The organism is Rhodococcus sp. KBW08, assembly GCF_003852455.1.
GTDB lineage: Bacteria > Actinomycetota > Actinomycetes > Mycobacteriales > Mycobacteriaceae > Rhodococcus_F > Rhodococcus_F baikonurensis.
The window spans coordinates 1-25,381 of record NZ_QAJJ01000037.1 but is presented as its reverse complement, the minus strand read 5'-3'; the positions used below and the strand labels follow the sequence as shown (position 1 = coordinate 25,381).

Below are 25,381 nucleotides of genomic sequence, written 5' to 3'. Positions count from 1 at the left end.
ACAACTGCGGCAACAACAACGCCCTCGAACCTCGACTGCGCGGAGTTCGGCTCCGGGGAGCTCGCACGGAGCGAGCGGAAGTGACGTCAGAGTTCCCTGTACTGCCGGCCATCGTGTCTCCCGTTTCGAACGTAACTACCCGCGCGCATACCGGCCGTTCCGATCTTTGCGCGTTCCAAGTTAATCAAGATAGCCGTCAACCGGTTCACGGGTAGCTAGTGGCCCCCACTCACCCTGGCTGGTCGATGTCGGACACTCCGGACTTGTCGGAGATATCGACTAGGGGGTGGATTCGTTACACAAAGGAGATGTTATTTCGATGTGGCGCTCGATGGTTAGCAACCACAACTAATGGGCGGTCAAAGGGCATTGTTGGTAAAGCTCGCAACGACAGGGCCAACGACGGCAATACCTGTCGGGCCGAGGAGGCTTCCGTGGGGAACGCGCACGTACACGTTCTGGATCTCACCAGTGACGAATACTTGCCATAGGAGCGCTGCATCTTTGCTGTTTGGATGCTCCGCGGCGCTAATGTAACTGAGATTACCGGCGAATAGCTGAGGATGGTAGTTGTCAATGCAGTCGCCGAGGCACGAAAGACTGTTCATCAAACGCCCGAGCCGATCAGCCGTCAACGATTCGGCGTGATCGCGAATCATCTCGTACAAATCTGTCATGGCATGGCGCGAGAATCCTGCGTGCTCCGGGTCGCCTACTTCGATCCCCGCGGATCGAAGTTCATCCACGAGCATGTCTGAAATGGATCCGCCTACTCGGGTCGGCATCGAATCCAACATGATCAAGGATTCCACCGTCCGCCCGCTCTCTTGCAGTCTGGTCGCAATGCCCGTGAGCGAGCAATCCCCCGAACGACCATCCGAGGAGGCGATAGGGGCCCTCGGGTTGCACGGCCACGATCTCTGCCAGATACCGGGAAATGTATTCATCCAAACTTGTCGGCAACCCCTCCGACTCCAGGATGTACGGGCTCTGAAGTCCGTAGATCGGAGTGTCGGCGTTGATGAACGGCGAAAGTGCCGCGTAGGACCAGGCAAACCCAGAGAGCGGATGGACACAGAAGACGGGTGTGGACGCACCCGTCGGTCGGATCGGCAAAAGTACCTCGAGTGCTCGATCGGGACCCGAATCCGTTCCGCGATCGATCGCTGCAGCCAAATCGTAAACCCGTGGGAATTCCAGCACCAAACGAGCCGGCACGCTCGTCCCCGCTGCTGTGCGCAAAGAATCCGCGAGACACGTTGCAAGCAACGAAGTTCCGCCGAAGTTGAAGAAATCGTCGTCCAGTCCGACCATGACGTCGGACTCGAGCCCTAGAACGGTTCCGAACACTGATGCGACAACGCGTTCGGTCGGAGTTATGGGAGGACGAACGTGGCGCGACTTCGGAGTCGGCGAGGGCAACCGCTCGCGATCGAGTTTGCCATTTCTCGTCAACGGAAGACTTGCCAGAACAACGACTTCCGCAGGAACCAATTGCGAAGGCAGGGCCGCCCTTGCGGCCGCGACAAGCGAGTCGGAATGCAGTCCGGCCTCTGGCTCTGCCACGACATATCCGATCAATCGATCGGGGGACGCGGCACTCCCCCGGACTGCTGCCGCAGCTTGGGCAACCCCTGGGCCGGCCAGCAGCGCCGATTCCACCTCGCCGAGTTCGATTCTGATTCCCCTGAGTTGAAACTTGGAGGTCTGACCGACCGACGTATTCGATCACTCCCCCCACACACCAGCGCGCCATATCCCCGGTCCGATACATCCGGTCGCCCGTCGGACCAAACGGATTTGCAACGAATCGTGACGAGGTCAACCCGAAACGGCGATGGTATCCACGGGCGACACCGGCGCCAGCCAGATACAACTCGCCGACCACGCCGTCAGGCACAGGCCGCAACCGCCGATCCAGCACGTACGCGGTGGCCCCGACGATAGGTGCACCGATATCCACCCGTAGGTTCTGCGTAAGCGGCTCACTTATCGTCGCCATCACGGTAGTTTCGGTCGGACCGTATCCGTTGAAGAACGAAACCTCCCGCGACCAGCGATCAACAAGCTCCGATGGGCAACTCCCTCCACCGGCGACTACCACGTCCAGATCCGTCAGTCCGGTGGAGGGCAGTGATCCGAGTGTTGACGGTGTCACAAACATGTGAGTGATCTTGTTGCGCGCGAGCTCGTCCCACAGCTCCTGACCGCCGAGGATCTCCGGCGAAACAACGACCATGGTCGAGCCTGCCCCTACTGCCAGCAGAAGTTCCAATACCGACGCATCGAAGCTCGGCGAAGCGAAGTGGAGTGTCCGTGACTCTGGACGAAGTCGGTATCGAGACATTTGCTCACTCGCGAAGCTGGCGAGCCCTCGGTGCGAGACGACGACGCCCTTCGGCTGCCCGGTTGAGCCTGAGGTGTAGATGACGTACGCCGAATTGGCCGTGTCAACCGGACGAACACGATCGGACGCGGTGAAGGCCCCGTTCGAATCGCTGGGAATTGAGTCGATGTGAATCCAGTCAACGGTCTGCGGCAAACCGACGCAGTCCCGCGCGGTCGTGAGCCCGTATGCGACAGATGAATCACCCAGCATGTAACCGACGCGCCTGGCTGGATACCGAGGATCGATCGGTAGGAACGCCGCACCCACAGCGCTGACAGCCCACACGGCAAGCACAGATTCGACTGACCTCTGCACGCACACTGCCACACAGTCTTCGGCGCCGATTCCACGATTTGTAAGTTCTCGGGCGATTGCCGACGATCGAAATACCAAATCGCGATAGGTCATCGATCTGGGCCCATCGACCACTGCAACCCGTGACGAGTCGACCTCCGCCGCATGCCAGAGCAGGTCCGCAAGTGTTCGCGGGGAGACTTCGCAACTCCCCGCTCGTCTCGTCAACGCGGCTTCGCTGCTCTTGTCAAGGAGTGGGATGTCCCCAACTATGACGTTCGGGTTCTCGCATATCGCGGACACTATTCGCTGGAATTGATCTGCCATCGCAAGCACCGTGGAGTGCTCGAACAAGTCGGTGGCGTACGTGAACGACGCGGCCAGACCTACATGGCCTCCGCCGGGGTTGCCACACTCCACGACAGTCAGCTGAAGTTCGAACTTCGACACCACACCGCCTATAGCAATGGGCGAGACCACGAGGTCCGGCAGCTCCAACTTCGGCTCGGACATGTTCTGGAAAGCTAGTGCGACCTGAAACAGCGGATGGCGATGCGGACTACGCGGGACGGCGAGTTCGTCCACCAACCGGTCGAAGGGGACGTCCGAGTTCTCGAACGCGTCGAAGTCACCGCGGCGAGCTCGATCGAGAACTTCCGAAAAGTCCACGTCCAGGTCAACTCGTAGTCGCAGCACGAGGAGGTTGACGAACATCCCGATCATTTCGTCGAGAGCAGCATAGTCACGACCAGCAACAGGCGTACCGATGATCACGTCGGAGCTATCGGACAGACGGGCCAACAAGATCCCGAACGCCGCATGCAGAACCATGAAAAGCGAAGTTCCGGCAGCATTTGCGAGATCGAACATCCTCTGATGGACCCGCGCTCCGAGCTCGAAGCTGACAACGCCCCCTGCCGTCGTCAAGACAGTCGGGCGTGGCCGGTCCCGGGGAAGGTCGATAACGTCCGGAATGCCGTCCAGTGTTCTGACCCAATACTGCAGCTGACGGCCGACCCGCGGCGAGTTCCCATCTTGATCAGCCATGATTTGGCGCTGCCACAAGGCGAAATCCGCATACTGAATGTCCAGCGGAATCCACGACGGCGAGGTCCCGGATCTGCGACTCGAGTACGCCGCCGCCAGATCTCCCGCCAAGGGCGCCATCGACAGACCGTCAGTTGCGACGTGGTGCACTACAAGGACCAGCACATAATGTGAAGGACTCGATTGAAAGAGTTTGACCCGCAACGGTATCTGCTTCGACAGATCGAAAGGCAGGCAGGCCGCCGCCGCCGCAGCATCGGCCAATTCGCCCTCATCGACCTGCTGGAGTTCGAAGAACAGCCCCGCATGTTCAGGAGACAGGATGTGCTGACCTAGAAGACCGTCGATTTGGAGGTAGATCGTTCTGAGAACCTCATGTCTGCGGATGACATCCTGTAGAGCAGATTCCAAAGCACTCACATCAAGGTGGCCGTCAATCATCAACCCGAGCGGAATGTTGTACGCCGAAGACTGCGGGCCCAAGCAATTGAGCACCCACATCCGCTCTTGGGCGAAAGAAAGTGGAATCAGATCGGGCCTGACTACTCGGGTGATCGCCGGTAGCGTTCCACTCCCGAGCGTCGGCTCGATCGCGACAGCAAGATCTTTGAGGGAAGCGGACTCGAAAAGTAGTCGGGCACTCACGACCGTATTCAGCGTCTCGCCTAGCCTGGCCGAGATCCGCAGCGCTGAAAGCGAGTTGCCACCGAGACTGTAGATGTTGTCATCGCGTCCGACGGCGTCGAGTTCGAGCACTTCCTCGAATACACGTGCGATTTCACATTCGAGTTGGGTTTGAGGAGCAACCAAGGGCACTGAGTCGAAGGTCGGTGCGCGGAGGGCCAGTCGATCCAGCTTTCCGGTCGGCGTCAGCGGAATCCGATCGAGCGGACATAGGACTGCGGGGACCATGTGCTTCGGCAGCCGACTCGAGACCCACGATTTGACCGCGTATAGATCGAGCAGACATCCCTGTCGCGCGAGAGCATACGAAACAAGCACAGTGTCGCCATTACCACGTGCGCAGGCAATCGTTACAGCAAATGCAACGTCTGGGTGGCCGCTGATGACCGCATCGACCTCGCCCGGTTCAACTCTCATCCCCCTGATTTTGACTTGAAAGTCCGCACGACCCACATACTCCAGTTGCGGCCTACCCCCCACATCGAGAACATGCACCCATCGAACCAAATCACCTGTGCGATATGCACGTTCACCAAACGAGCAATTCGGCAGAGCAACGAAACTGGAGGCCGTGAGATCCGCTCTTCCGTGATATCCCCGCGCAATTGCCGCGCCCGCAACATACAACTCACCCACCGCGCCAATCGGAACTTTCTGCAACCGCTTGTCCAGAACTACCACGGATACGCCCCGCACCGCAGAACCGATCACGATTGCATCGCCCGGCGACAAAGGCTCTGAACAAGTACTCATGACCGTGGCCTCCGTAGGCCCGTATCCGTTTTGCAGACGGCGTTTACCGCCTGCCGGCAATGGCACGGCCCAGTGGTCGACCAATTCCGGGGGCAACGCCTCACCGGCCGACAACACCACTTCCAAACTATCGAGTGCGTGAGGGTCGATCGTTGCCAGAACTGCGGGTGTGATTACAGCGTGTGTAACACCTTCTCGAGAGATCAATTCCGCAAGATCTGCGCCTCCGAACACCGCCGGCGGTGAGACGATCAGCGTCCCGGCAGCACCGATAGCCATCAAGAATTCGAAGATCGACGCGTCAAAACTCGGCGATGCCACGTGCAGAACGCGCGATCGACGCGTCAATCCGAACGTCACTACTTGCTCCGCAACGAGATTCGCCAATCCGGAGTGCGTGACCACTACGCCCTTGGGCACCCCCGTGGTCCCCGATGTGTAGAGCACATAGGCGGGATTATCGGCGCGGATTCTTACATCACGTTCGTAGTGCGGATCTGCATCCATCGTTGCCGAAGATATCGAATCCAGTTCGACAACAAACCAATTGACACTACTCGTCGGAAGATCTCTGACTACGCCGACAGTTGTCACTCCGGCGACAACGCGTGAATCGTCGAGCATGTGGCGGATTCGATCGACAGGGTAGCTGGGATCGATCGGAACGAAGGCCGCACCCGACTTGGCCACACCCCAGATGGCCACCAACAACTCCAGCGACCGCGGCATCGCGAGTGCAACCCTGTCCTCCGGGGAGATCCCTTGATCAATCAAACCCCGCGCCATCACCGACGCCCGCTCGTCGAGTTCCTGGTAGGTCATCGTCCGACCGGCGTACACTGCTGCGATCCCCTCAGGGTTCGCTTCGACTGCAGCTGCCATCAACTGATGAAGTAACGGGGTGACGAGACGGGAACGGCGTGTACGCCGTTCCCGTTTGGGGACGCGGACGTCAACATGCTCCGACACTGCTTCTCCTTGCGCACAAAGGGGTCCCGAACCAGCGCTTCGAACCCGTCAGATTGTGCGTGGAAGCCGGTCGACTATTCGAGCCGAATAGTAGCCCCTTGCCTACGAACGGCGCGAGACATGCCTAGGAATTGTCCCAGTCGGCACTGTCGACAACGAATCTCAAATCGGGCAAACTTTCAGACTCGATCGACGAGAGCCGTTCGGAAGGCGCAACCACGTGCGTAACCCATTCGTCAGCCAATATCTGGTTGATATCCGTACCGTTGAGTATCTTCGGGGGCAACACCACCGCAGCACCGGTGGAGGCTGCGAGGAACACCGTCTTCACCGCTAACTCGTCACCGATAGGCCCTGCGTACATAAGCCGCGATTCGTAGTCGACGTCGTGTGCGCTGCGAAGCTTCGCCATGATCTCGGTGAGCTGTCCGTAACTGACGCTGTCAGCGTCTACTGTCACCGACGATAACGCAACGTCGTCGACTCCGAGGAGACGAGTCCGATCTGCGTAGTTCACTGGGCGAGCGGAGAGAGAAGCGATTCTTTCCATGACTTCTGGGTCGTCAAGTAGCAATGTAGTGACGTCGGGGCTACTGATCGACGTTGCTGACGAGACAGATGTGATTACCATCCGAACAGCATCCGGCAATACTTCTCCTTCGATGGAATGTCCACCAGGCGCCGCGACAATCGCAGCGCCTGCCTTGGACAGCGCCCACATTGCTACAACCGCGTCCAAGCCTGACAAACCGACCAGAGCTACCAAATCTCCCGGGCCGATTCCGCCACCGATTACTTCGCGAGAAAGTCGGGACGAGCGCATGTCAACGTCTTGATACGTGAACTCTTCTCCGTCAACTGCAAGAGCCGGAGCCTCGGGGTCGGCTTCTACCGCCGTAGCCAAGAGCTGTGGAAGCAACTGAAGCGTCGAAGTTTCGCCCGACCGAGTACTCACCGGTTCTGACAGACCGATCAGTGCGTCCCGCTCTTCAACACTCATGATTTCGATGTCGCCGATAGGACGCGACGGATCTGCGACCACCTGCTCAATGACGCGGACAAAGCGCTGGGCATACCCGTCGACTGTGTGCTGATCGAACAAATCCGCAGCGTAGACCAAGTGCCCGACCATCCCCTCCGTCTGCGGATCCGATGTGAGTGTCAGTTGCAGGTCGAATTTCGCTGTTGCTTCGACGCCCTCGACGGCAGTGATCTTCAACCCGCCCAGGCTGAATTCGGCTCCGGCCATCGGTTCGACCGACAGTGCAATCTGGAACAGGTCGTTCGCTGAAACACCCAGCGCACCGGTCACCTCCTCGAACGGCACGTCTCCGTTCGCGAACGCTTCGAGATCGGTGTCGCGCACCAACGAAACAAACTCACCGAAGCCTGCATCGAGATCGGGCGCGGTTCGAAGAGTCAGAGTGTTGACGAACATGCCGACGACGTCGTCGAGATGCTTTTCGCCCCGACCGGCCACAACGGTGCCGATCGCAAAATCCCGACTGCCACCCATCCTCGTGATCAGGACACCGAGGGCTGCGTGCGCCACCATGAACAGCGTCGCGTTGTGTTCGCGAGCGATCTCGTTGAGACGGGCCGAAGTCGCAGCATCGACGGTGAACTCCGCAACGCCCGCCTTGGTCGACATGTGCTCCGGGCGCTGTCTGTCAGCCCGTAATCCGCCGATCGCGGTGAGTCCACTCAAGTTTCGGCGCCAGAACTCCAGTTGCTTCGCAGCCGGAGAGCCCACCTGGTCGATCGAACCGACCACCTCACGCTGCCACAGAGCGAAGTCCGCATACTGCACAGGCAAGGCGGCCCACGTGGGAGAGGCTCCTCGCGCACGCGACTCGTACGCAACCATCATGTCTCTCGCAAGCGGTGCCATGGATTCGCCATCTGCAGCGATGTGATGTGCGACGAGCACGAAGACGAAATCACCAGGCGCGAGCTGCAGCAACTCAGCTCGCACTGGGATCTCCCGAGCTACGTCGAAACCGCGCGACACGAACTGCGCCACTCGTTCATACGCTTCTCCGCCATCTTCGAGCTGGACGACTTCGAGAGCCGGCGCGATGTCGTCGACGGTGACGATCACCTGTGTCGGACCATCCACATCACTCGGGTACTTGGTGCGAAGAGATTCGTGCCGCACCAAAACATCTCGAAGCGACGCCCGGAGCGCCTCCACATCCAACTCACCACTCAATCGCAGCGCCAACGGGATGTTGTACGCCGGCGATGCCGAATCCATCTGGTTGACCAACCACATACGCTGTTGAGCCAGCGACAGCGGGATGCGCTCCGGACGGTCGCGGGCCTCCAACACCTTCCGAGCTCCGGATCCGGCCAGCGCCGAAACCGATCGCGCCAGACTCGCGACAGTCGAGTTCTCGAACAAGATCCGCACGGCCACCTGCGTATTCAACGCTTGCCCCAATCTGGCAGCCAACCTGGTGGCTACCAGCGAATTGCCCCCGAGGGCGAAGAAATCGTCGTCGAGGCCGACTCGTTCCACCCCGAGCACATCCGCGAACACTTCTGCCACGACAGTCTCGACCGGGGTAACAGGCGCCCGGAACTCACGCAATTGAACGATCGGATCAGGCAGCGCCTTTCGGTCCAGCTTCCCGTTCACCGTCAATGGAAGTGCGTCAAGCACAACCAGCGAATCCGGAACCATGTATCCGGTCAGGAACTGCGACACGGAGGCCAGAACATCGGACACCTCGAGCTCCCTGCCGGCCGTGGGCACTACGTATCCCACCAACCGCTCACCGAGCGTATCGTCCGCACGGACCATCGCCACGGCGTGGGCGACACCCTCTACACGAAGAAGGGCAGCCTCGATCTCACCGATCTCGATACGGAAACCACGCAGTTGGACCTGTGAGTCGCTGCGTCCGGCATACTCGAGCATTCCGTCCACATTCCAACGCGCGACATCTCCAGTGCGGTACATAAGCCCACCAGAACCGTTGCGGACAAAAGGATTAGCCACGAATCGCCCTGCGGTCAATCCGGGTTGCCCCACGTAACCACGTGAGAGTTGCGCCCCGGCAACGTACATCTCGCCGCGCACTCCGACAGGGACAGGGCGCAATCTGTCGTCGAGCACGAACACCGAGAACCCACCCAACCCACGGCCGATCACGGAGGCCGACGTTCCACGGACCATCTCCGCATCCAAGCCCAGGAAAGAGACGTGAACCGTCGTCTCGGTGATGCCGTACATGTTCACCAACCGTGGCGACGAATCGCCGTGCCGGTCGTACCAGCGCGTCAGTTGAGACAGATCCAGCGCTTCGCCGCCGAAAATCACATGCTTCAAGGACAGAGAGCCAGCAGAATCGCCAACGGCGCGATCAGCTTCGGCAAATTGATAGAACGCAGACGGAGTCTGGTTGAGGACGGTTACCTTCTCGCGTACAACCAACTCGCGGAACTGCTCCGGCGATCGCGAGGTGAGGTAGTCGACGACCACAACAGTACCGCCGTACAACAACGGACCCCACAACTCCCATACAGAGAAGTCGAATGCGTAGCTGTGGAACAACGTCCACACATCTGACGAGTCGAATTCGAAATTCGGTTGAGAGTTCGCGAACAACTCGACGACATTTCGGTGGGTAACCGCGACGCCCTTCGGACGACCGGTCGAACCGGATGTGTAAATCACGTATGCAACGTCATCGGCGCGCAGTCGTCCGCAACGGTCTGCGTCGGTGAGAGCGGCCGCGTCGTAGCTGGAAAGATCTTCGGTGGTGACGTCCAAAACCGGCACCTCGATATCGATCGCGAGATCTGCCGATCCGAGCACAACCAAAGGCCGCGCATCAGCGAGTGTGTACGCAATACGCTCCGCCGGATACGACGGATCCACCGGAAGGTATCCACCTCCAGCTTTGACCACTGCCAGGAGTGCAACCACCAACTGGACCGAACGCGGCAACAAGACGGCCACCAGCGATTCCGGACCAACGCCAAACTCAACGAGCTTGCGCGCCAGCCGGTTCGCCGAGGAATCCAGCTCACTGTATGTGAGGCGCCGACCCTCGAAAACCACGGCAATCGCATCCGGCGTATCGCGAACCTGCGATTCGAACATCGCCGCGAGAGTCGCATCCGCGTTCACGTTGACACCTGGAACGGCCCACTCGCCCAACACATCCGCACGCTCGGAGGGCTCCAGCAATTCGATGTCGCCTACCACAACACCCGAATTGTCAGCCACGGCCTCGAGCACTCGAACGAGGCGCGATGCCATAGACGCCACGGTCGATTCGTCGAAAAGATCTGTCGCATAAGTGAACTTCGCTGCCAATCCAGCAGCGGCTCCGGATTCGTCGAACTGCTCAGCCAACGTCAACTGCAAGTCGAACTTCGCGAACTCCGTGTCCGGGTCCACGCCCGAAACTGACAGCCCAGGCAACTCGAAGACGCTCGGGGCCATGTTCTGGAACGTCAGAACAACCTGCACAAGTGGATGACGCCCCTGCGAACGCTCCGGGTCGAGTACGTCTACCAGCTGCTCGAACGGTATGTCACTGTGCGCAAATGCGCCCAGATCCGCCGTGCGGACTCGATCCAGTAGCGCTTCAAACGAGTCGTCCGAAGGTACATCTGCGCGAAGCACCAGGGTATTGACGAACATTCCGATCATGTCGTCAAGTGCTCGATCACCACGCCCCGCAACGGGTGTACCGATCGCAATGTCCGATGTCCCCGATAATCTCGCGCAGAGAACTGCCAGTGCCGCGTGCGCCACCATGAACAACGACGCCCGACGTTCCCGGGCTATCACATTCATGGCTTCGTTGATCCGTCGGTCGATCCGGAATGCGAAGTCGGCTCCCCGATTCGATGCAACCTTCGGCCGAACTCGGTCTGCAGGCAGATCGAGAACATCAGGAGCGCCGGCCAACGTCTGCGTCCAGTAGTGCAACTGACGCGACAGGACGCTGGAAGGGTCGTCCGCTGCACCCAATACCTGTCGCTGCCACAGAGAGTAGTCGGCATACTGCACTGCCAAGGGTTCCCAATTCGGGGCGTCGTCCGACAGCCTCGCTGCGTACGCGGCCATCACGTCGCGCGACAGCGGCCCGAAGGAGAATCCGTCGCCCGCAATGTGATGAACCACGAAAACAAGTACGTGCTCGTGATCATCTACGCGAAACAGTCGTGCGCGGACGGGCACCTCACTGGTGACATCGAAACCCACCGATACGAACTCGGTCACAACCTTCACGACGTCGTCCGTGGCGATTTCAACTGGAACCGCAAGCGACACAGACTCGGTTGCAGAAAGAACTCGCTGGTATCCCTCGCCATCGAATTCCGGATACACGGTCCGCAGAATTTCGTGCCGTGCAACAAGATCAGCGACAGCAACTTGCAGGGCAGCGACATTCAAGCTGCCCGTCAATCGAATGGCCAGGGGAAGGTTGTTCACTGCAGATTCAGGTTCGAAACGGTTCAGGAACCACATTCGCTGTTGCGCCAACGACAACGGAACTCGCTCCGGCCGGACCTGAGCAACCAAAGCCACCCGGTCACCTGAGCCGACTTCTGACTCCACCCGCGCTGCCAACGACTCGACCGACGACGCCTCGAACAACAGCCGAACCGCCACCCTCGAATCCAGAGCCTCACCCAACCGCGCCGCTACCTGCGTGGCGATCAGAGAATTCCCACCCAGAGCAAAGAAATCATCATCGAGGCCCACCCTCGGAACACCCAAGACCTCGCCGAATACCGACGCCACGATCTCCTGCACAGGGGTCGCCGGAGCTCGGAACACCGCGACCTCGAACTTCGGCTCAGGCAACAACTTCCGGTCGAGCTTCCCTGACGAGTTAAGCGGCAATTCTTCCAGCACAACGATTGCCGTCGGAATCATGTACGCCGGCAGAACTTTCGGAAGCGATGCCCGTAAAACAGCCAAGTCGATGACCGAACTCGGTGATGCGACAACGTACGCAGCGAGCTGGTCGCCGGTGTCCGTGTGCACCACTGCGACCACGCACTGAGCCACCGTAGCCTGCGCCAACAGAGCGGATTCGATCTCACCCAGTTCGATTCTCTGACCACGGAACTTGACCTGAAAATCGGTACGCCCGACATACTCGAGCTCGCCTGCGGTGTTCCACCACACCAAGTCCCCGGTGCGATACATCCGACTGCCACCGGCATTGACTTCACTGTTCGTGTCGCTCGCCTCCACAAATGGGTTCGCGACAAAGCGATCACTGGTGAGATCGGGTCGCGCGACATAACCGCGCGCAAGTTGATCACCGGCCAGATACAGCTCACCTGCAACGCCTACCGGCACCGGATGCAACCGACTGTCCAACACGTAGACCTGCGAGTTCCACTCTGGCACACCGATCGGAGTACCTGTCGACTCCGATCCGTCGACCTCGTAGTAGGTGATCGAGACCGCAGCCTCGGTAGGGCCGTACACATTGTGCAAACCTGCAGAGGACACCCGAGCGAATGCACGCACCGTCTCGAGCGGCAATGCCTCACCGATCACGAATACGTCCCTCAGCGACACCAATGCGTGTTCCGGAACCGACGTCGCGAAGACGGTCAACATCGACGGAACGAAGTCCGTCAACGTCACCCGATGATCTTCGATCAGACCAGCCAGATACGCGGGATCTCGATGTCCGTCGTGAGACGCCAGCACCACTCTCGTACCGGACAAAAGCGCAGTGAAGTATCCCCACAACGAGACGTCGAATGTCGTTGCAGTCTTTTGCAGATAGACGTCTTCCGTGCCGATGGCGTACTGATCCTGCATCCACAGGACCTGGTTCACGATGGCGTGATGCGAGACCGCAACGCCCTTGGGCTTCCCCGTGGAACCCGAGGTGAAGATCACGTAGGCGGCATTCACATCACGCAGTCGACCACGCCGATCAGCATCGGAAACGACTGAAGCTGAGTAGCTCGAGAGATCGACACCGTCGATCAACAACACGTCGGCGCCGTTCGGCGCTACGAAAGCATCCCTCGTCGTCGACAGCACACAGACTGGATCGGCCGTCGTGAGGATGTGCCCGATTCGCTCGGCGGGGTGATCGGGATCCAAGGGCACGTAGGCTCCGCCCGCGGCGATCACCGCGTAAATACCTACTACGAGATCGAGCGATCGACGCATCGCCAAGGCCACCAACGATTCGGGCCCGACACCATCTTCGATCAGCTTGCGTGCCAATTTGTTCACACGTTCCGACAACTCGCCATAGGTCAGCGACTGGCCGTCGAACACCACGGCAACAGCATCGGGTGCCAACGCAACGCGAGTGTCGAACAGCGAAGCCAATGTCTCACTGTTCCCGACGTCATGTGCGGTGGAGTTGCGCGCAGTCAACAGCGACTCGCGCTCGGCCTCCTCCAACAGTTCGATGTCACCCACGGTGATCGACGGATCCACGACCACCTGTTCGAGGATCCTGGTGAACCGATCGGCGAATCCACGAATCGTCGACTCGTCGAACAGATCTGTGGCGTATGCGAACTCGGCGAACATGCCGTCTTCGAGCGCATCTTCGACGCGGGGAGCGAGAGTAAGTTGAAGATCGAATTTCGCGATACCAGCATCGAACTCGACGCCTGAGACCTCCAATCCCGAAAGCTCCAAAGCATCCTGCGACATGTTCTGGAAGAACAGCGCGACCTGGAACAGCGGGTGATGTGCCTGCGAACGGGTGGGATCGAGCACCTCGACCAACCGCTCGAACGGAACATCGCCGTTGCCGAGCGCCTGAAGGTCTGTCCTCCGCGTTGCCGAGACGAGCGCACTGAACGAACTGGCGAGGTCAACAGGAGTCCGCAGGACCAGTGTATTCACGAACATACCGATCACATCGTCGAGCGCCTTTTCGCCTCGCCCTGCAACCGGAGTACCGATCACGATGTCACTGGTACCGGACAACCTTGCGAGAAGCACGGCGAGGGCCGAATGCATCACCATGAACAGCGATGCGTTCCGCTCGCGTGCGAGTGAGTCCAAGCTCGACCGAATCTCTTCGCTGACGGAGAAGCGATACGTAGCGCCACGATTCGAGGCGACGACCGGACGGGGGCGGTCAGCCGGTAACGCAAGCACTTCCGGAGAATCACGGAGGACGGAGCGCCAGTGGTCCAACTGAGCCGAGATCAACGAATCCGGGTCGTCCTCGTCGCCGAGGACCTCCCGCTGCCAGAGTGCATAATCGGCGTACTGCACCTCGAGCGGAATCCAATTCGGAACGCCGTTCGAAACCCGAGCGGCGTAGGCAACCATGACATCCCGAGTCAACGGACGCATCGAGAACCCGTCCGCTGCGATGTGGTGCACAACGAAGGCCAGAACGTACGAATTCTCGGCAAGTTCGAACAACCCGACCCGAACCGGAACCGTTGACGTCACATCGAAGCCCTGGAGCGCGAAACTCAGAAGTTCGTTGTGAACGCGCGAGGCGTCGATGACCTTCGGTGTCAGTTCAACCGGCACTTCGGACGACGGGAGGACTACCTGCTGTCCTTGTCCACCTTGCTCCGGGTAGACGGTCCGGAGCGACTCGTGGCGTTCGATTACATCCGAGATCGCATGCCTCAGCGCCGAAACATCCAGGACCCCGTTGATTTTCAAGGCGATCGGAATGTTATTGACAGCAGAATCAGGATCGAAGCGGCTGAGGAACCACATTCGCTGCTGAGCTAGTGAGAGTGGAATCAACGCCGGCCGTGGGCGGGCCACGAGCGCGGCCCTCCCTCCTGCCCCTGCTATCAACTCAACCTGCGCTGCCAAACCTTCGACAGTCGAAGCCTCGAACAACACCCTCACCGGAACCTGAGTGTCGAGCGCTTGACCTACGCGAGCCACCAGCTGCGTTGCGACCAAAGAGTTTCCGCCGAGCGCGAAGAAGTCGTCATCCAGACCGACCTGTTCCAACCGGAGAACATCTGCGAAGACTCCGGCCACCGCGATTTCGGCGACAGTGGACGGTGCCCGGAACTCGCGCGCCACGAAAACCGGATCCGGAAGAAGTTTCCGATCCAACTTCCCCGAAACACCCAACGGCAACTCATCCAACACCATCACTACCGCCGGCACCATGTACCCCGGCAGCCGACCCGAAACAACCCTCTTCAACTCGTCAACGTCCACCACACCACCAACAGCAGCGGCGGTAACGTACGCAACCAAAACCTCGTCACGCACCACCACAACCACTGACGACACCGACTCGTGCTCACGAATCACCGACTCGATCTCACCGAGCTCAATTCGCAAACCATGCAACTTCACCTGAAAATCACTACGCCCGATGTACTCCAGCTCACCCGACGCAGTCCACCGCACAACATCACCTGAGCGATACATCCGCGCACCATCACCCGAAAACGGATTCGCCACAAACCGATCCGCCGACAGATCCGGCCGCCCCATATACCCACGAGCCAACTGAACGCCCGCCAGATACAACTCACCCGCAACACCCACCGGCACCGGATTCAACCGAGAGTCCAGAACAAATACCTGCGTATTCCATACCGGAGCACCGATCGGCACCCCAGCAACATCCCCCGCCACCACCTCGTGGAACGTCACATCCACTGCGGCCTCGGTCGGACCATACAAATTATGCACACCGACACCCGGCAACACAGCCCACAGATCAGCTACAACACTCGCCGGCAACGCCTCCCCCGACGCAAACACCCGAGTCAACGAAACACATGCAGCCACAGACGAATCCGCCACGAAAACCTCGAGCATCGACGGCACGAAATGCACCGTCGTCACGCCCTCCCCCACAATGACCGAAGTCAAATACTGCGGATCACGATGCCCGTCCGGCACCGCCACCACCAACCGAGCACCAACCTGCAACGGCCAGAACAACTCCCACACCGACACGTCGAACGTGAACGGCGTCTTCTGCAACACGACATCCGACGAGCCCAACACGTACTCGCTCTGCATCCACGCCAACCGATTCACAATCGCCGCATGCGAAACCGACACACCCTTCGGGCGCCCCGTCGACCCCGAGGTGAAAATCACGTACGCCGTATTCTCCGACCGCAACGGCGAAACCCGATCCACATCAGAGACAGGCGCATCCGAAAAACCAGACACATCAACAACATCAACCTCGACCACCGGTGCCACACCAGCATCGAAACCAACATCAGAAGTGCTGATCACACACACCGGCGAGGCCGCCCCCAGCACGTACGCATTGCGCTCGGCAGGCTGGTCCGGATCCACCGGAACGTACCCACCACCAGCCTTGAGCACACCGTAAACCGCCACCAACAAATCAACCGACCGACGAACCGCCACACCAACCAGCGCCTCCGGCCCCACACCCACCGAAATCAAATACCGGGCAACACGATTCGCCCGAGCATCGAACTCCGCATACGACAACGACACACCGTCGAACGACACGGCGACCGCCCCCGGCGACCGCACCACCTGAGCATCGAACACGTCCACCAACGACGCATCCGCGACCTCATGCTCCGTGTCATTCCACGACTCGAGCACCAACGAACGCTCACCCGAATCCAACAAATCCACATCACCAACCCGAACCGACGGATCGGCAACCACTGCTTCGAGAACTGAAATCAACCGCTTTCCGATTGACTTGGCAGATGACTCGTCGAACAGGTCGGTCGCATAGACCAGCGCGACGGTCAACCCACCGACCTTGTCCGCGGTATCCGATTCCCACACAGTGAATTGGAGGTCGAACTTCGCAGCCGACGACTCTACGTCCAGTCCGGAAATGCGCAGTCCCGGAACCTCGAGACTTTGCTGCATGCTCTGTCCCAGGTTCTGCAACGAGAGCATCACCTGAAACAGAGGGTTCCGTGCCTGAGACCTGGCCGGGTTGAGTACCTCTACCAGTCGCTCGAATGGCACATCGGCGTGCCCGAACCCGTTGAGGTCGGATTCGCGGGCCCGCGAAATCATGTCTTTTGCCGAAGCTGCGAGGTCAACCTCCGTGCGGAGGACGAGCGTGTTGACGAACATTCCGATCAGGTCGTCGAGAGCTTGATCGCCTCGACCGGCGACCGGAGTGCCGATCACGATGTCCGAAGTCCCGGACAACCGCGCCAGCAGAATCGCCACAGCACTGTGCAAAACCATGAACAGTGATGCGTTGTTGGCCAGCGCAATTCGATCGAGAGCCTGGTGGAGCTCAGGCTCGATCGTGAAAGTGTGCCCGGCTCCCCGGTTCGACGCGACGCGCGGACGCGGGCGGTCCGACGGGAGATCGAGCTGATCGGGGATACCGGCCAACGCGTGGCGCCAGTAGTCGACCTGGCGAGTGATCAGAGAATCCGGGTCGTCTTCACTGCCGAGAACTTTGCGCTGCCACAGTGCAAAGTCGGCGAACTGTACGGGCAGCGGAGCCAGATCGTGCGCAATTCCCTGTGTCCGAGACACATAGGACGTAACGATATCCTTGGTCAACGGTCCCATGGAGAACCCGTCACCGCTGATGTGATGGACGACGAACACGAGGACGAACTCGTCGGCGGCGAGTTGGAAAAGCGCCGCCCGAATCGGAACCTCGGTGGTCACGTCGAATCCCGGAGTGACGAAGTCGGTTACGCGCTCGACGATCGCCGACTCGTCTACCTGTATGGGAGTCAGGTTCGGTACCACGGCTGCAATGTCGACCAGGCGCTGATATCCGACGCCGTCGACCTCCGGGTACACAGTCCGAAGGATCTCGTGCCGCTCGATCAAATCCTCGAGTGCGCCTTGCAACGCATCGACATCGAGCGCTCCGCTGAGCCGCAGCGCGACCGGAATATGGTCGACTGCCGATTCTGGTTCGAATCGGTTGAGGAACCACATGCGCTGCTGCGCCAAGGACAGCGGAACCAACTCGGGGCGCTCGCGAGCAATCAGGGGAACGTGAACCTTGCGGTCTTCTGAAGTTTTCGCTTCGTCGATGAAGACGGCAAGTTCCGCGGCCGTGGGTGCGTCGAAGAAATTACGCATGTCGATGGAGATGCCGTGTTCGGCATTGATACGCGCAACCACGCGGGTGGCGAGCAACGAGTTGCCGCCCAGTTCGAAGAAGCCGTCGTCTGCCCCTACCCGATCCTGTCCGAGTAGATCGGCAAAGATCGCGACCACACCGGCTTCGGTGGGTGTCGCGGGCTCGCGGTACTCAACCGTCTTCGACGCGAATTCGGGTGCCGGCAAGGCCTTTCGATCCAGCTTGCCGCTGGCATTGAGCGGAAACTCGTCCAGTTCGACAAACATGGCAGGGACCATGTATTCGGGTAGCCGTTCACCCAGCGACGACGTCAGAATCGCTGAATCGGTAGCCTCGCCGACGATGTACGCGACCAAGTTGTCGCCGATCGTTTCGTCCGAATGGACGACCACCACGGCTTGGGAAACACCGTCACAGTCGAGCAGTGCCGCCTCGATCTCACCGAGCTCGATGCGCAGACCGCGGAGCTTGACCTGAAAGTCGGTGCGGCCGATGTATTCGAGCTGGCGGTTCGCTCCGACGCCGCGCCAGCGCACCAGATCTCCGGTTCTATACATCCGCGATCCGTCGGTAGCGCCCGGCCGAGCCACGAAGCGGTCTGCCGTGAGATCCGGTCGCGACACGTATCCTCTGGCCAGCTGAATCCCGGCAAGATAGAGCTCTCCTGCCACTCCCGAAGGCGACGGCCGGAGCGCGTCGTCGAGCACCAGGAGCTCGGTGTCTGCCACGGCCGCGCCGATCGGCACCGACACCTGATCTCGCTCACCGGTTTCGTAGTACGTCACGTCGACGGCAGCTTCGGTCGGGCCGTACAGATTGTGGAGTTCAGCACCGCTGACCGCGCGCAGACGTGCCGCGGTCCGAGCCGGCAACGCCTCACCGGAAGCGAACACGTAGCGAAGGGTTTCGACCTGCGCGACAAGGGGTTCGGCAACGAACACTGCGAGCATCGACGGCACGAAGTGCACCGCCGTCACCCCGCGCTCGATCATCGTGCGAGCCACGTACGCCGGATCACGATGTCCGTCCGGTTCTGCGATCACCAACGATGCACCGACCTGCAGCGGCCAGAAGAACTCCCACACCGACACGTCGAAAGTGAAAGGTGTCTTCTGCAAGATCACGTCGTCGGAAGTGAATCCGTACTCGGCCTGGCGCCATTGCAGGTTCGCGACGATGGCACGGTGAGAGACTGCAACGCCTTTGGGGCGTCCGGTCGATCCGGACGTGAAGATGACATACGCAGTGTTGTCCGCGCGCAGCGGCGCCAACCGGTCGGCATCGGTGACGGTTGTCTCGGCGTGAACGGACAAGTCGACAGTGTCGACGTCGAGCGTCGGAGTCCCGAGCGGGAGTACCACTGCATCGGCCGTACGTGTGAGCACGGCCGTCGGCTTCGCGATCTCGAGCACGTAAGCGAGACGGTCGGCAGGATGATCCGGGTCGAGTGGAACGTACGCGCCGCCGGCCTTGACGATCGCGTACATCGAGACGAGGAGATCGATCGATCGGCGCATTGCGAGACCGACGAGGCTGTCCGGTCCGACACCTGCCGTGACGAGTTCACGGGCGAGGCGGTTCGCTCGAGCGTCGAACTGTGCGTAGGTGAGCTGAGTTCCGTCGTAAGCCAGCGCGAGCGCGTCCGGCGTCCGCCCGACCTGCTCGTCGAAGAGTCCTGCGAGGGTCACGTGGGCATCGGACTCCGACGCTACCTCGACGACCGAAGTGCCGTCAGTGATGAGCCGGTCGACCACCGCGCCGAGACCGTCGGCCTCGCTGGCGATCAACTCTGGCAGCACCGTGGAAACGACAACAGGAACCAGGGCATCCGCCCCCAACGCGCCACCCATCGCGGTGTCGAGAGTGACCAACTCGTCATTGAGTCGTCCGTAGCTGATTTCGGTTCCACCGTGGCTCAGAGCCACACGATCAGGATCTACCGCCGCAACTGCAGCTACCAACTTCGGCAGATCTTCGATCGTCAGCGACTGCGGTCCCGGAATACCGACGGACATCTACACTTCCTCCAACTGACTTTCGTGAAGTGCGCCCCGGCCGAGCACAGCGTTCTGCTCGGCCGGAGGCGTTCACTGGGCAAATACTGAATGTTACCCGGCCGTACCCCCACGGCCCGCTGACACCGACTGTGCGTCAGCTATCACCGAGCTCACAAGTGTGGCGAGACCGTCGACGCCGAGTGCCGGCAGGATGCCCGGAACAAGGCCGGCGAGGGACACTGACACCAGAGCATCGGGGGCCAGAGCAGCTCCCATGGCGGTACGCATGGCAACGAGCTTGGTCGACAACTCACTGAAGGTGACCGCCTGATCACCGTGAGTGAATGCAACTGCCTCAGGATCGGCGGCCGCCGCTGCGGCTGCCAGGTCGGGTAGATCTGCCGCGGACTTCGGCTCGGCAGCGCTCGCTTCCTCGCGTTCCTGCTCGGTCACGATGTCGATCGTACGAATCACGACCTCGGGATCGGTCACCAGTTCTTCGAGCACCCGCCCGAATCGCGCCGCGAAAAGCGCGATGGTCGATTCGTCGAACAGGTCGGTCGCATAGGTGAAACGCATCCTCAGCCCGGACAGCACCCCGGCATCGTCGAATTGCTCGATACCGGTGAGCTGCAGATCGAACATCGCTTGGTCGAAACCGTTGTCGACCGCAGAGAGTTCGAGACCCGGGAGTTGGAACGTACCGAGAGCCATGTTCTGGAATGTGAGCATGACCTGGAAGAGCGGCGAGTATGCGTGAGAGCGCTCTCGCCCCAGTTCGTCGACCAACCGCTCGAACGGTACGTCGGCATTGGCGAATGCCGACAAGTCCTTGTCCTTCACGTGCGCCAGAAGGTCGACGAACGTCGAAGCAGGAGCGATCTCCGTTCGCAGGACCAGCGTGTTGACGAACATCCCGACAAGATCGTCGAGAGCTCGCTCACCTCGACCTGCGATCGGTGTTCCGATTGCGATGTCGTTCGATCCACTCATCTTCGCCAGCAGAACGGCCAGGGCGGTGTGAACCACCATGAAGACTGTCGAATTCTGCTCCCGTGCGATCGTCGCGAGCCGGTCCGTGGTCTCGGAATCGACCGCGAACTCGAATTCCGCACCGCGCATGCTCGCGCGCGCCGGCCGCGGCCGATCGGTCGGCAGTTCCAGAAGCTCCGGAATGCCCTTGAGTTCGTTCACCCAGTACGCGAGTTGACGGCCCAGCTGACTGTTCGCGTCCTCCGGCGATCCGAGGACATCACGCTGCCACAGCGTGTAGTCGGCGTACTGCACTTCGAGCGGAGCCCACTCCGGCGTCTCCTCGCCGGTACGTGCGGTGTACGCGACCATGGTGTCTCTGATCAACGGAGCCATCGAGAAGCCGTCGCCACTGATGTGGTGAACGACCACGACGAGAACCCGCTCGGATTCGTCGACCTCGAAGAGACGGATTCGCAACGGAACGGCCGTCGTGACATCGAAGCCCTCGCGAACTGTGTCAGCCACCTGTTCGGCGACCGACGCTTCGTCGGTTGCGATCACTTCCAGGCCCACGGTCGCCGCGGAGCGTGGCACGATCATCTGAACCGGTCCGTTGCCCTGGTCCGGGTACACCGTCCGGAGCACTTCGTGTCGCTCGATCAAATCCGAAACCGCCGAGCGAAGTGCGTCGACATCGAGTGCGCCGGACAGTCGAATCGCGACCGGGATGTTGTACGCACCCGACGTCTTGTCGAACTGATTGAGCACCCACATACGTTGCTGCGCCAACGACAGCGGAATCTCGTGCGGACGCACCTGAGCCACCAACGGTGGGCGGCCACCCGATCCCGCGTGTTCGAGAACCCTCGACGCCAATGCACCGACAGTCGACGCCTCGAAGATCACACGGACCGGAATCTGCGCATCCAACGCCTCACCCAGCCTCGACACGACCTGCGTCGCGACGAGAGAGTTTCCGCCGAGCTCGAAGAAATCGTCGTCGAGTCCGACCCTCGCGACACCGAGTACGTCAGCGAACACACCTGCGACGATCTCTTCGACGGGGTTGGTCGGCGCACGGAACTCGGTCGCCTCGAATTCGGGGTCGGGCAGTGCCTTGCGATCGACCTTGCCGTTGATGTTGAGCGGTAGTTCGTCCAACACCATCAACGCCGCCGGCACCATGTAACTCGGCAACTCCGCCACAAGAGTCCGCTTCAATGCTTCGACATCGATGCTGTCCCCGCCTTGAGGAACGACATAGCCGACAAGTCGATCACCGGTACGCGCATCCGACTTGGCCACCACCACAGCGGAGTCCACACCGGTCTGCTTGCGAAGAAGCGCTTCGATCTCACCGAGTTCGATGCGGTAGCCACGGATCTTGACCTGGAAGTCGGCGCGCTCCACGTAGTCGAGTTCACCGTTTTCCGTCCACCGGACAAGGTCGCCCGTGCGGTACAACCGCGAACCCGCGTCACCGAAGACGTTGGCCACAAATCGTTCCGACGTCAGATCCGCGCGCCCGTGATAGCCGCGAGCAAGCTGGGCACCGGCGAGGTAAAGCTCCCCGGTGACTCCGACGGGGACCGGATGCAAACGCGTGTCGAGCACGAACAGCTGCGTGTTCCATTCGGGCGCACCGATGGGAACCGCAGTCGCATCACCCGAACCGACGACGTGCGCTGTCACCGAGACCGCGGCCTCGGTCGGCCCGTACAGATTCACCAACTGCGCGTCGCTGAGTTCTGCGAACTCGGTCGCGGTCGCGGCCGGCAACGCTTCACCGATCGCGAGCACCTGACGAAGCGATTCCGGAAGGCCATTTTCCGACGCCGACTGCAACATCGCGAGCATCGACGGCACGACGTGGAGCGTCGTGACCTTCTCCCGCGTCATCAGGTCGAGCAGGTAACTCGGGTCCTTGTGACCTTCGGGTTCGGCGATCACCAGTCGTGCACCGGAAGTCAGTGCCGACCAGAACTCCCAGACCGAGAGGTCGAAGGTTGCCGCCGTCTTGAGCACCATCGCATCGGATCGGTCCAGGCCGTACTGATCGCGCTTCCAGAGAATCTGGTTGACCACCGCCCGATGCGAGATCGCGACGCCCTTCGGCCGCCCCGTCGATCCCGACGTGAAGATCACGTAGGCGGTGTTGTCCACTCGCAGTGGAGCACTGCGATCCGCATCGGTGACCGCCGCTTCCGCGTAGGACGCGAGATCGATCGTGTCCACCTCGATCACGGAATCACCGAACGCCGGATTCTTCGCAGTGGTCGAGGCAGTGAGGACGCAGACCGGATCTGCCATGGTCAACACGTACTCGATGCGATCCGCCGGGTGGTTCGGATCGATCGGCACGTATCCACCACCTGCCTTCACCACCGCGTACATGGCGACCAGCAGTTCGACCGATCGCTCGATTGCCAACGCGACCAACGACTCCGGACCGACACCGGTTGCAATCAGATGGCGTGCGAGACGGTTGACACGTGCATCGAACTCGGCGTAGGTCAGCGACGTGTTCCCGGCGACCAACGCCACCGCACCTGGGTTCGAACCGACCTGCTCGTCGAACAGTTCGACCAGAGTCGCTCCCGGGACGGAGTGATCGGTGTCGTTCCAGCGGTTCAGGATCCGGTCGCTCTCGGACGAGTCCAGCAGCGCGAAGTCGCCGACGGTCAACGACGGATCCGACGCGATCTCCCCGAGCAATCGCACGAATCGATCGGCGAAGTCCTGCACGGTCGACTCGTCGAACAGATCATGCGCGTAGCTGAACATCGACGTGATGCCGGCTGCAGATCCGTTGGCGTCGTACCGATCACTGACGATCAACTGAAGATCGAACTGCGCGACCCCGTTGTCGATATCGACGCCCTTGACGGTAAGTCCCGGAAGCTCGAGCCCTCCGGTTTCCATGTTCTGGAACAGGAAGCCGACCTGATAGAGCGGATGACGAGCGGTCGAGCGCGGTGGGTTGAGCACCTCCACGAGTCGCTCGAACGGAACGTCCGAATGTGCGAACGCTTGAAGGTCGGTCTCCCTGACACGTCCGAGCAGATCGAGGAACGGCGCACCGCTGTCGATCTGCGTACGGAACACCAAGGTGTTCACGAACATGCCGATGAGATCGTCGAGTGCCCGCTCGCCACGTCCGGCAATGGGCGTACCCACCGCGATGTCCTCGGTTCCGGACAGTCGAGCTAACAACATCGCGAACGCAGTGTGCGTGAGCATGAACAACGTCGAATTGTTTGCCCTGGCAAGACTGCTCAGCCGAGCATGCAACTCTGCCTCGATATCGAAGTGCAGGTAACCGCCGCGGAAGGACTGCGTCGCGGGGCGCGGCCGATCGGCGGGAAGTGCAAGCTGATCAGGCAGCCCGGCGAGAGCATCGCTCCAGTACGCAATCTGCTGCGAAGCGATAGATCCCGGGTCTTCCTCACTGCCCAGCACCTCTCGCTGCCACAGGCTGTAGTCGGCGTACTGAACGTCGAGGGGAGCCCAGGACGGCGTGTACCCGGCAACCCGCGAGGCGTATGCGGTCACCACATCTCGAGCGAACGGCGCCATCGAGGAACCGTCGGCGGAAATATGATGAATCGCGACACCGAGTACGTATTCGTCGGAAGCCAACTGGAACAACCGGATACGAATCGGAATCTCGCGCGTGACGTCGAAGCGCGTCGACGCCAGTGCAACCAACTCACCTTCGAGTTCGTCCACGCCGGTCGGTTCTGCGACGATTTCGTCCGACCAACTCGACACAGGCTTGACGACCTGCACCGGACCGTCTCCGATTTCCGGGTAGACGGTTCGAAGTGATTCGTGCCGCCCGATCACATCAGAGATGGCCGCGCTCAGCGCCGAGACATCGAGATCACCCTGAAGGCGCAGCGCCATCGGGATGTTGTATGCCGCAGCGCTCCCGTCGAATCGGTTGAGGAACCACATACGCTGCTGCGCCAACGAAAGCGGAATCCGCTCTGGCCGCTCGACAGCGGTCAGCGCGACTCGCCCGCCCGAACCGGTCCGGCTTTCGGCATGTGCCGCGAGATCCTGCACCGTGGACGCTTCGAACAGAACTCGAACCGAAAGTTCGGTATCGAGAGCGTCGGCGATTCGCTTGATCGTGCGAGTGGCGTTGAGGGAGTTGCCGCCGAGTGCGAAGAAATCGTCATCGAGACCCACACGATCGACACCCAACACCTCAGCGAACACCGAGGCAACGATCTCCTCCACCG

General features: G+C 60.5%; 4 protein-coding genes and 1 pseudogene. All 5 read right to left on the bottom strand.

Annotated features, from left to right (window positions below; translation table 11 throughout):
• Window positions 1-359: 359 nt before the first annotated feature.
• Window positions 360-797: a hypothetical protein gene (locus tag DBV08_RS31205; protein WP_124569943.1), complete on the bottom strand. Its 438-nt coding sequence runs from the start codon at window positions 795-797 to the stop codon at window positions 360-362.
• Complete coding sequence (locus tag DBV08_RS33325) at window positions 739-1,662, bottom strand: thioesterase domain-containing protein (protein WP_397488316.1); 924 nt, start codon at window positions 1,660-1,662, stop codon at window positions 739-741. The genes DBV08_RS31205 and DBV08_RS33325 overlap by 59 nt, the downstream gene beginning before the upstream one ends.
• Before the next feature lie 34 nt (window positions 1,663-1,696).
• Window positions 1,697-6,049 (bottom strand): annotated as a pseudogene (locus DBV08_RS31195) (amino acid adenylation domain-containing protein); the annotation flags it as partial.
• Window positions 6,050-6,260: 211 nt separating this feature from the next.
• Entirely contained in the window at window positions 6,261-20,177 is a 13,917-nt protein-coding gene (locus DBV08_RS31190) for a non-ribosomal peptide synthetase (RefSeq protein WP_124569938.1), read from the bottom strand.
• 93 nt (window positions 20,178-20,270) lie between these two features.
• A partial coding sequence (locus DBV08_RS31185; RefSeq protein WP_124569936.1) for a non-ribosomal peptide synthetase occupies window positions 20,271-25,381 on the bottom strand: 5,111 nt, incomplete at its 5' end.

What these genes read in the sequence shown, in the direction of transcription:
- DBV08_RS31205 (WP_124569943.1), bottom strand. Translation starts at nt 797, where the DNA reads ATGTTGGATTCGATGCCGACCCGAGTAGGCGGATCCATTTCAGACATG.
- DBV08_RS31190 (WP_124569938.1), bottom strand. Translation starts at nt 20,177, where the DNA reads ATGTCCGTCGGTATTCCGGGACCGCAGTCGCTGACGATCGAAGATCTG.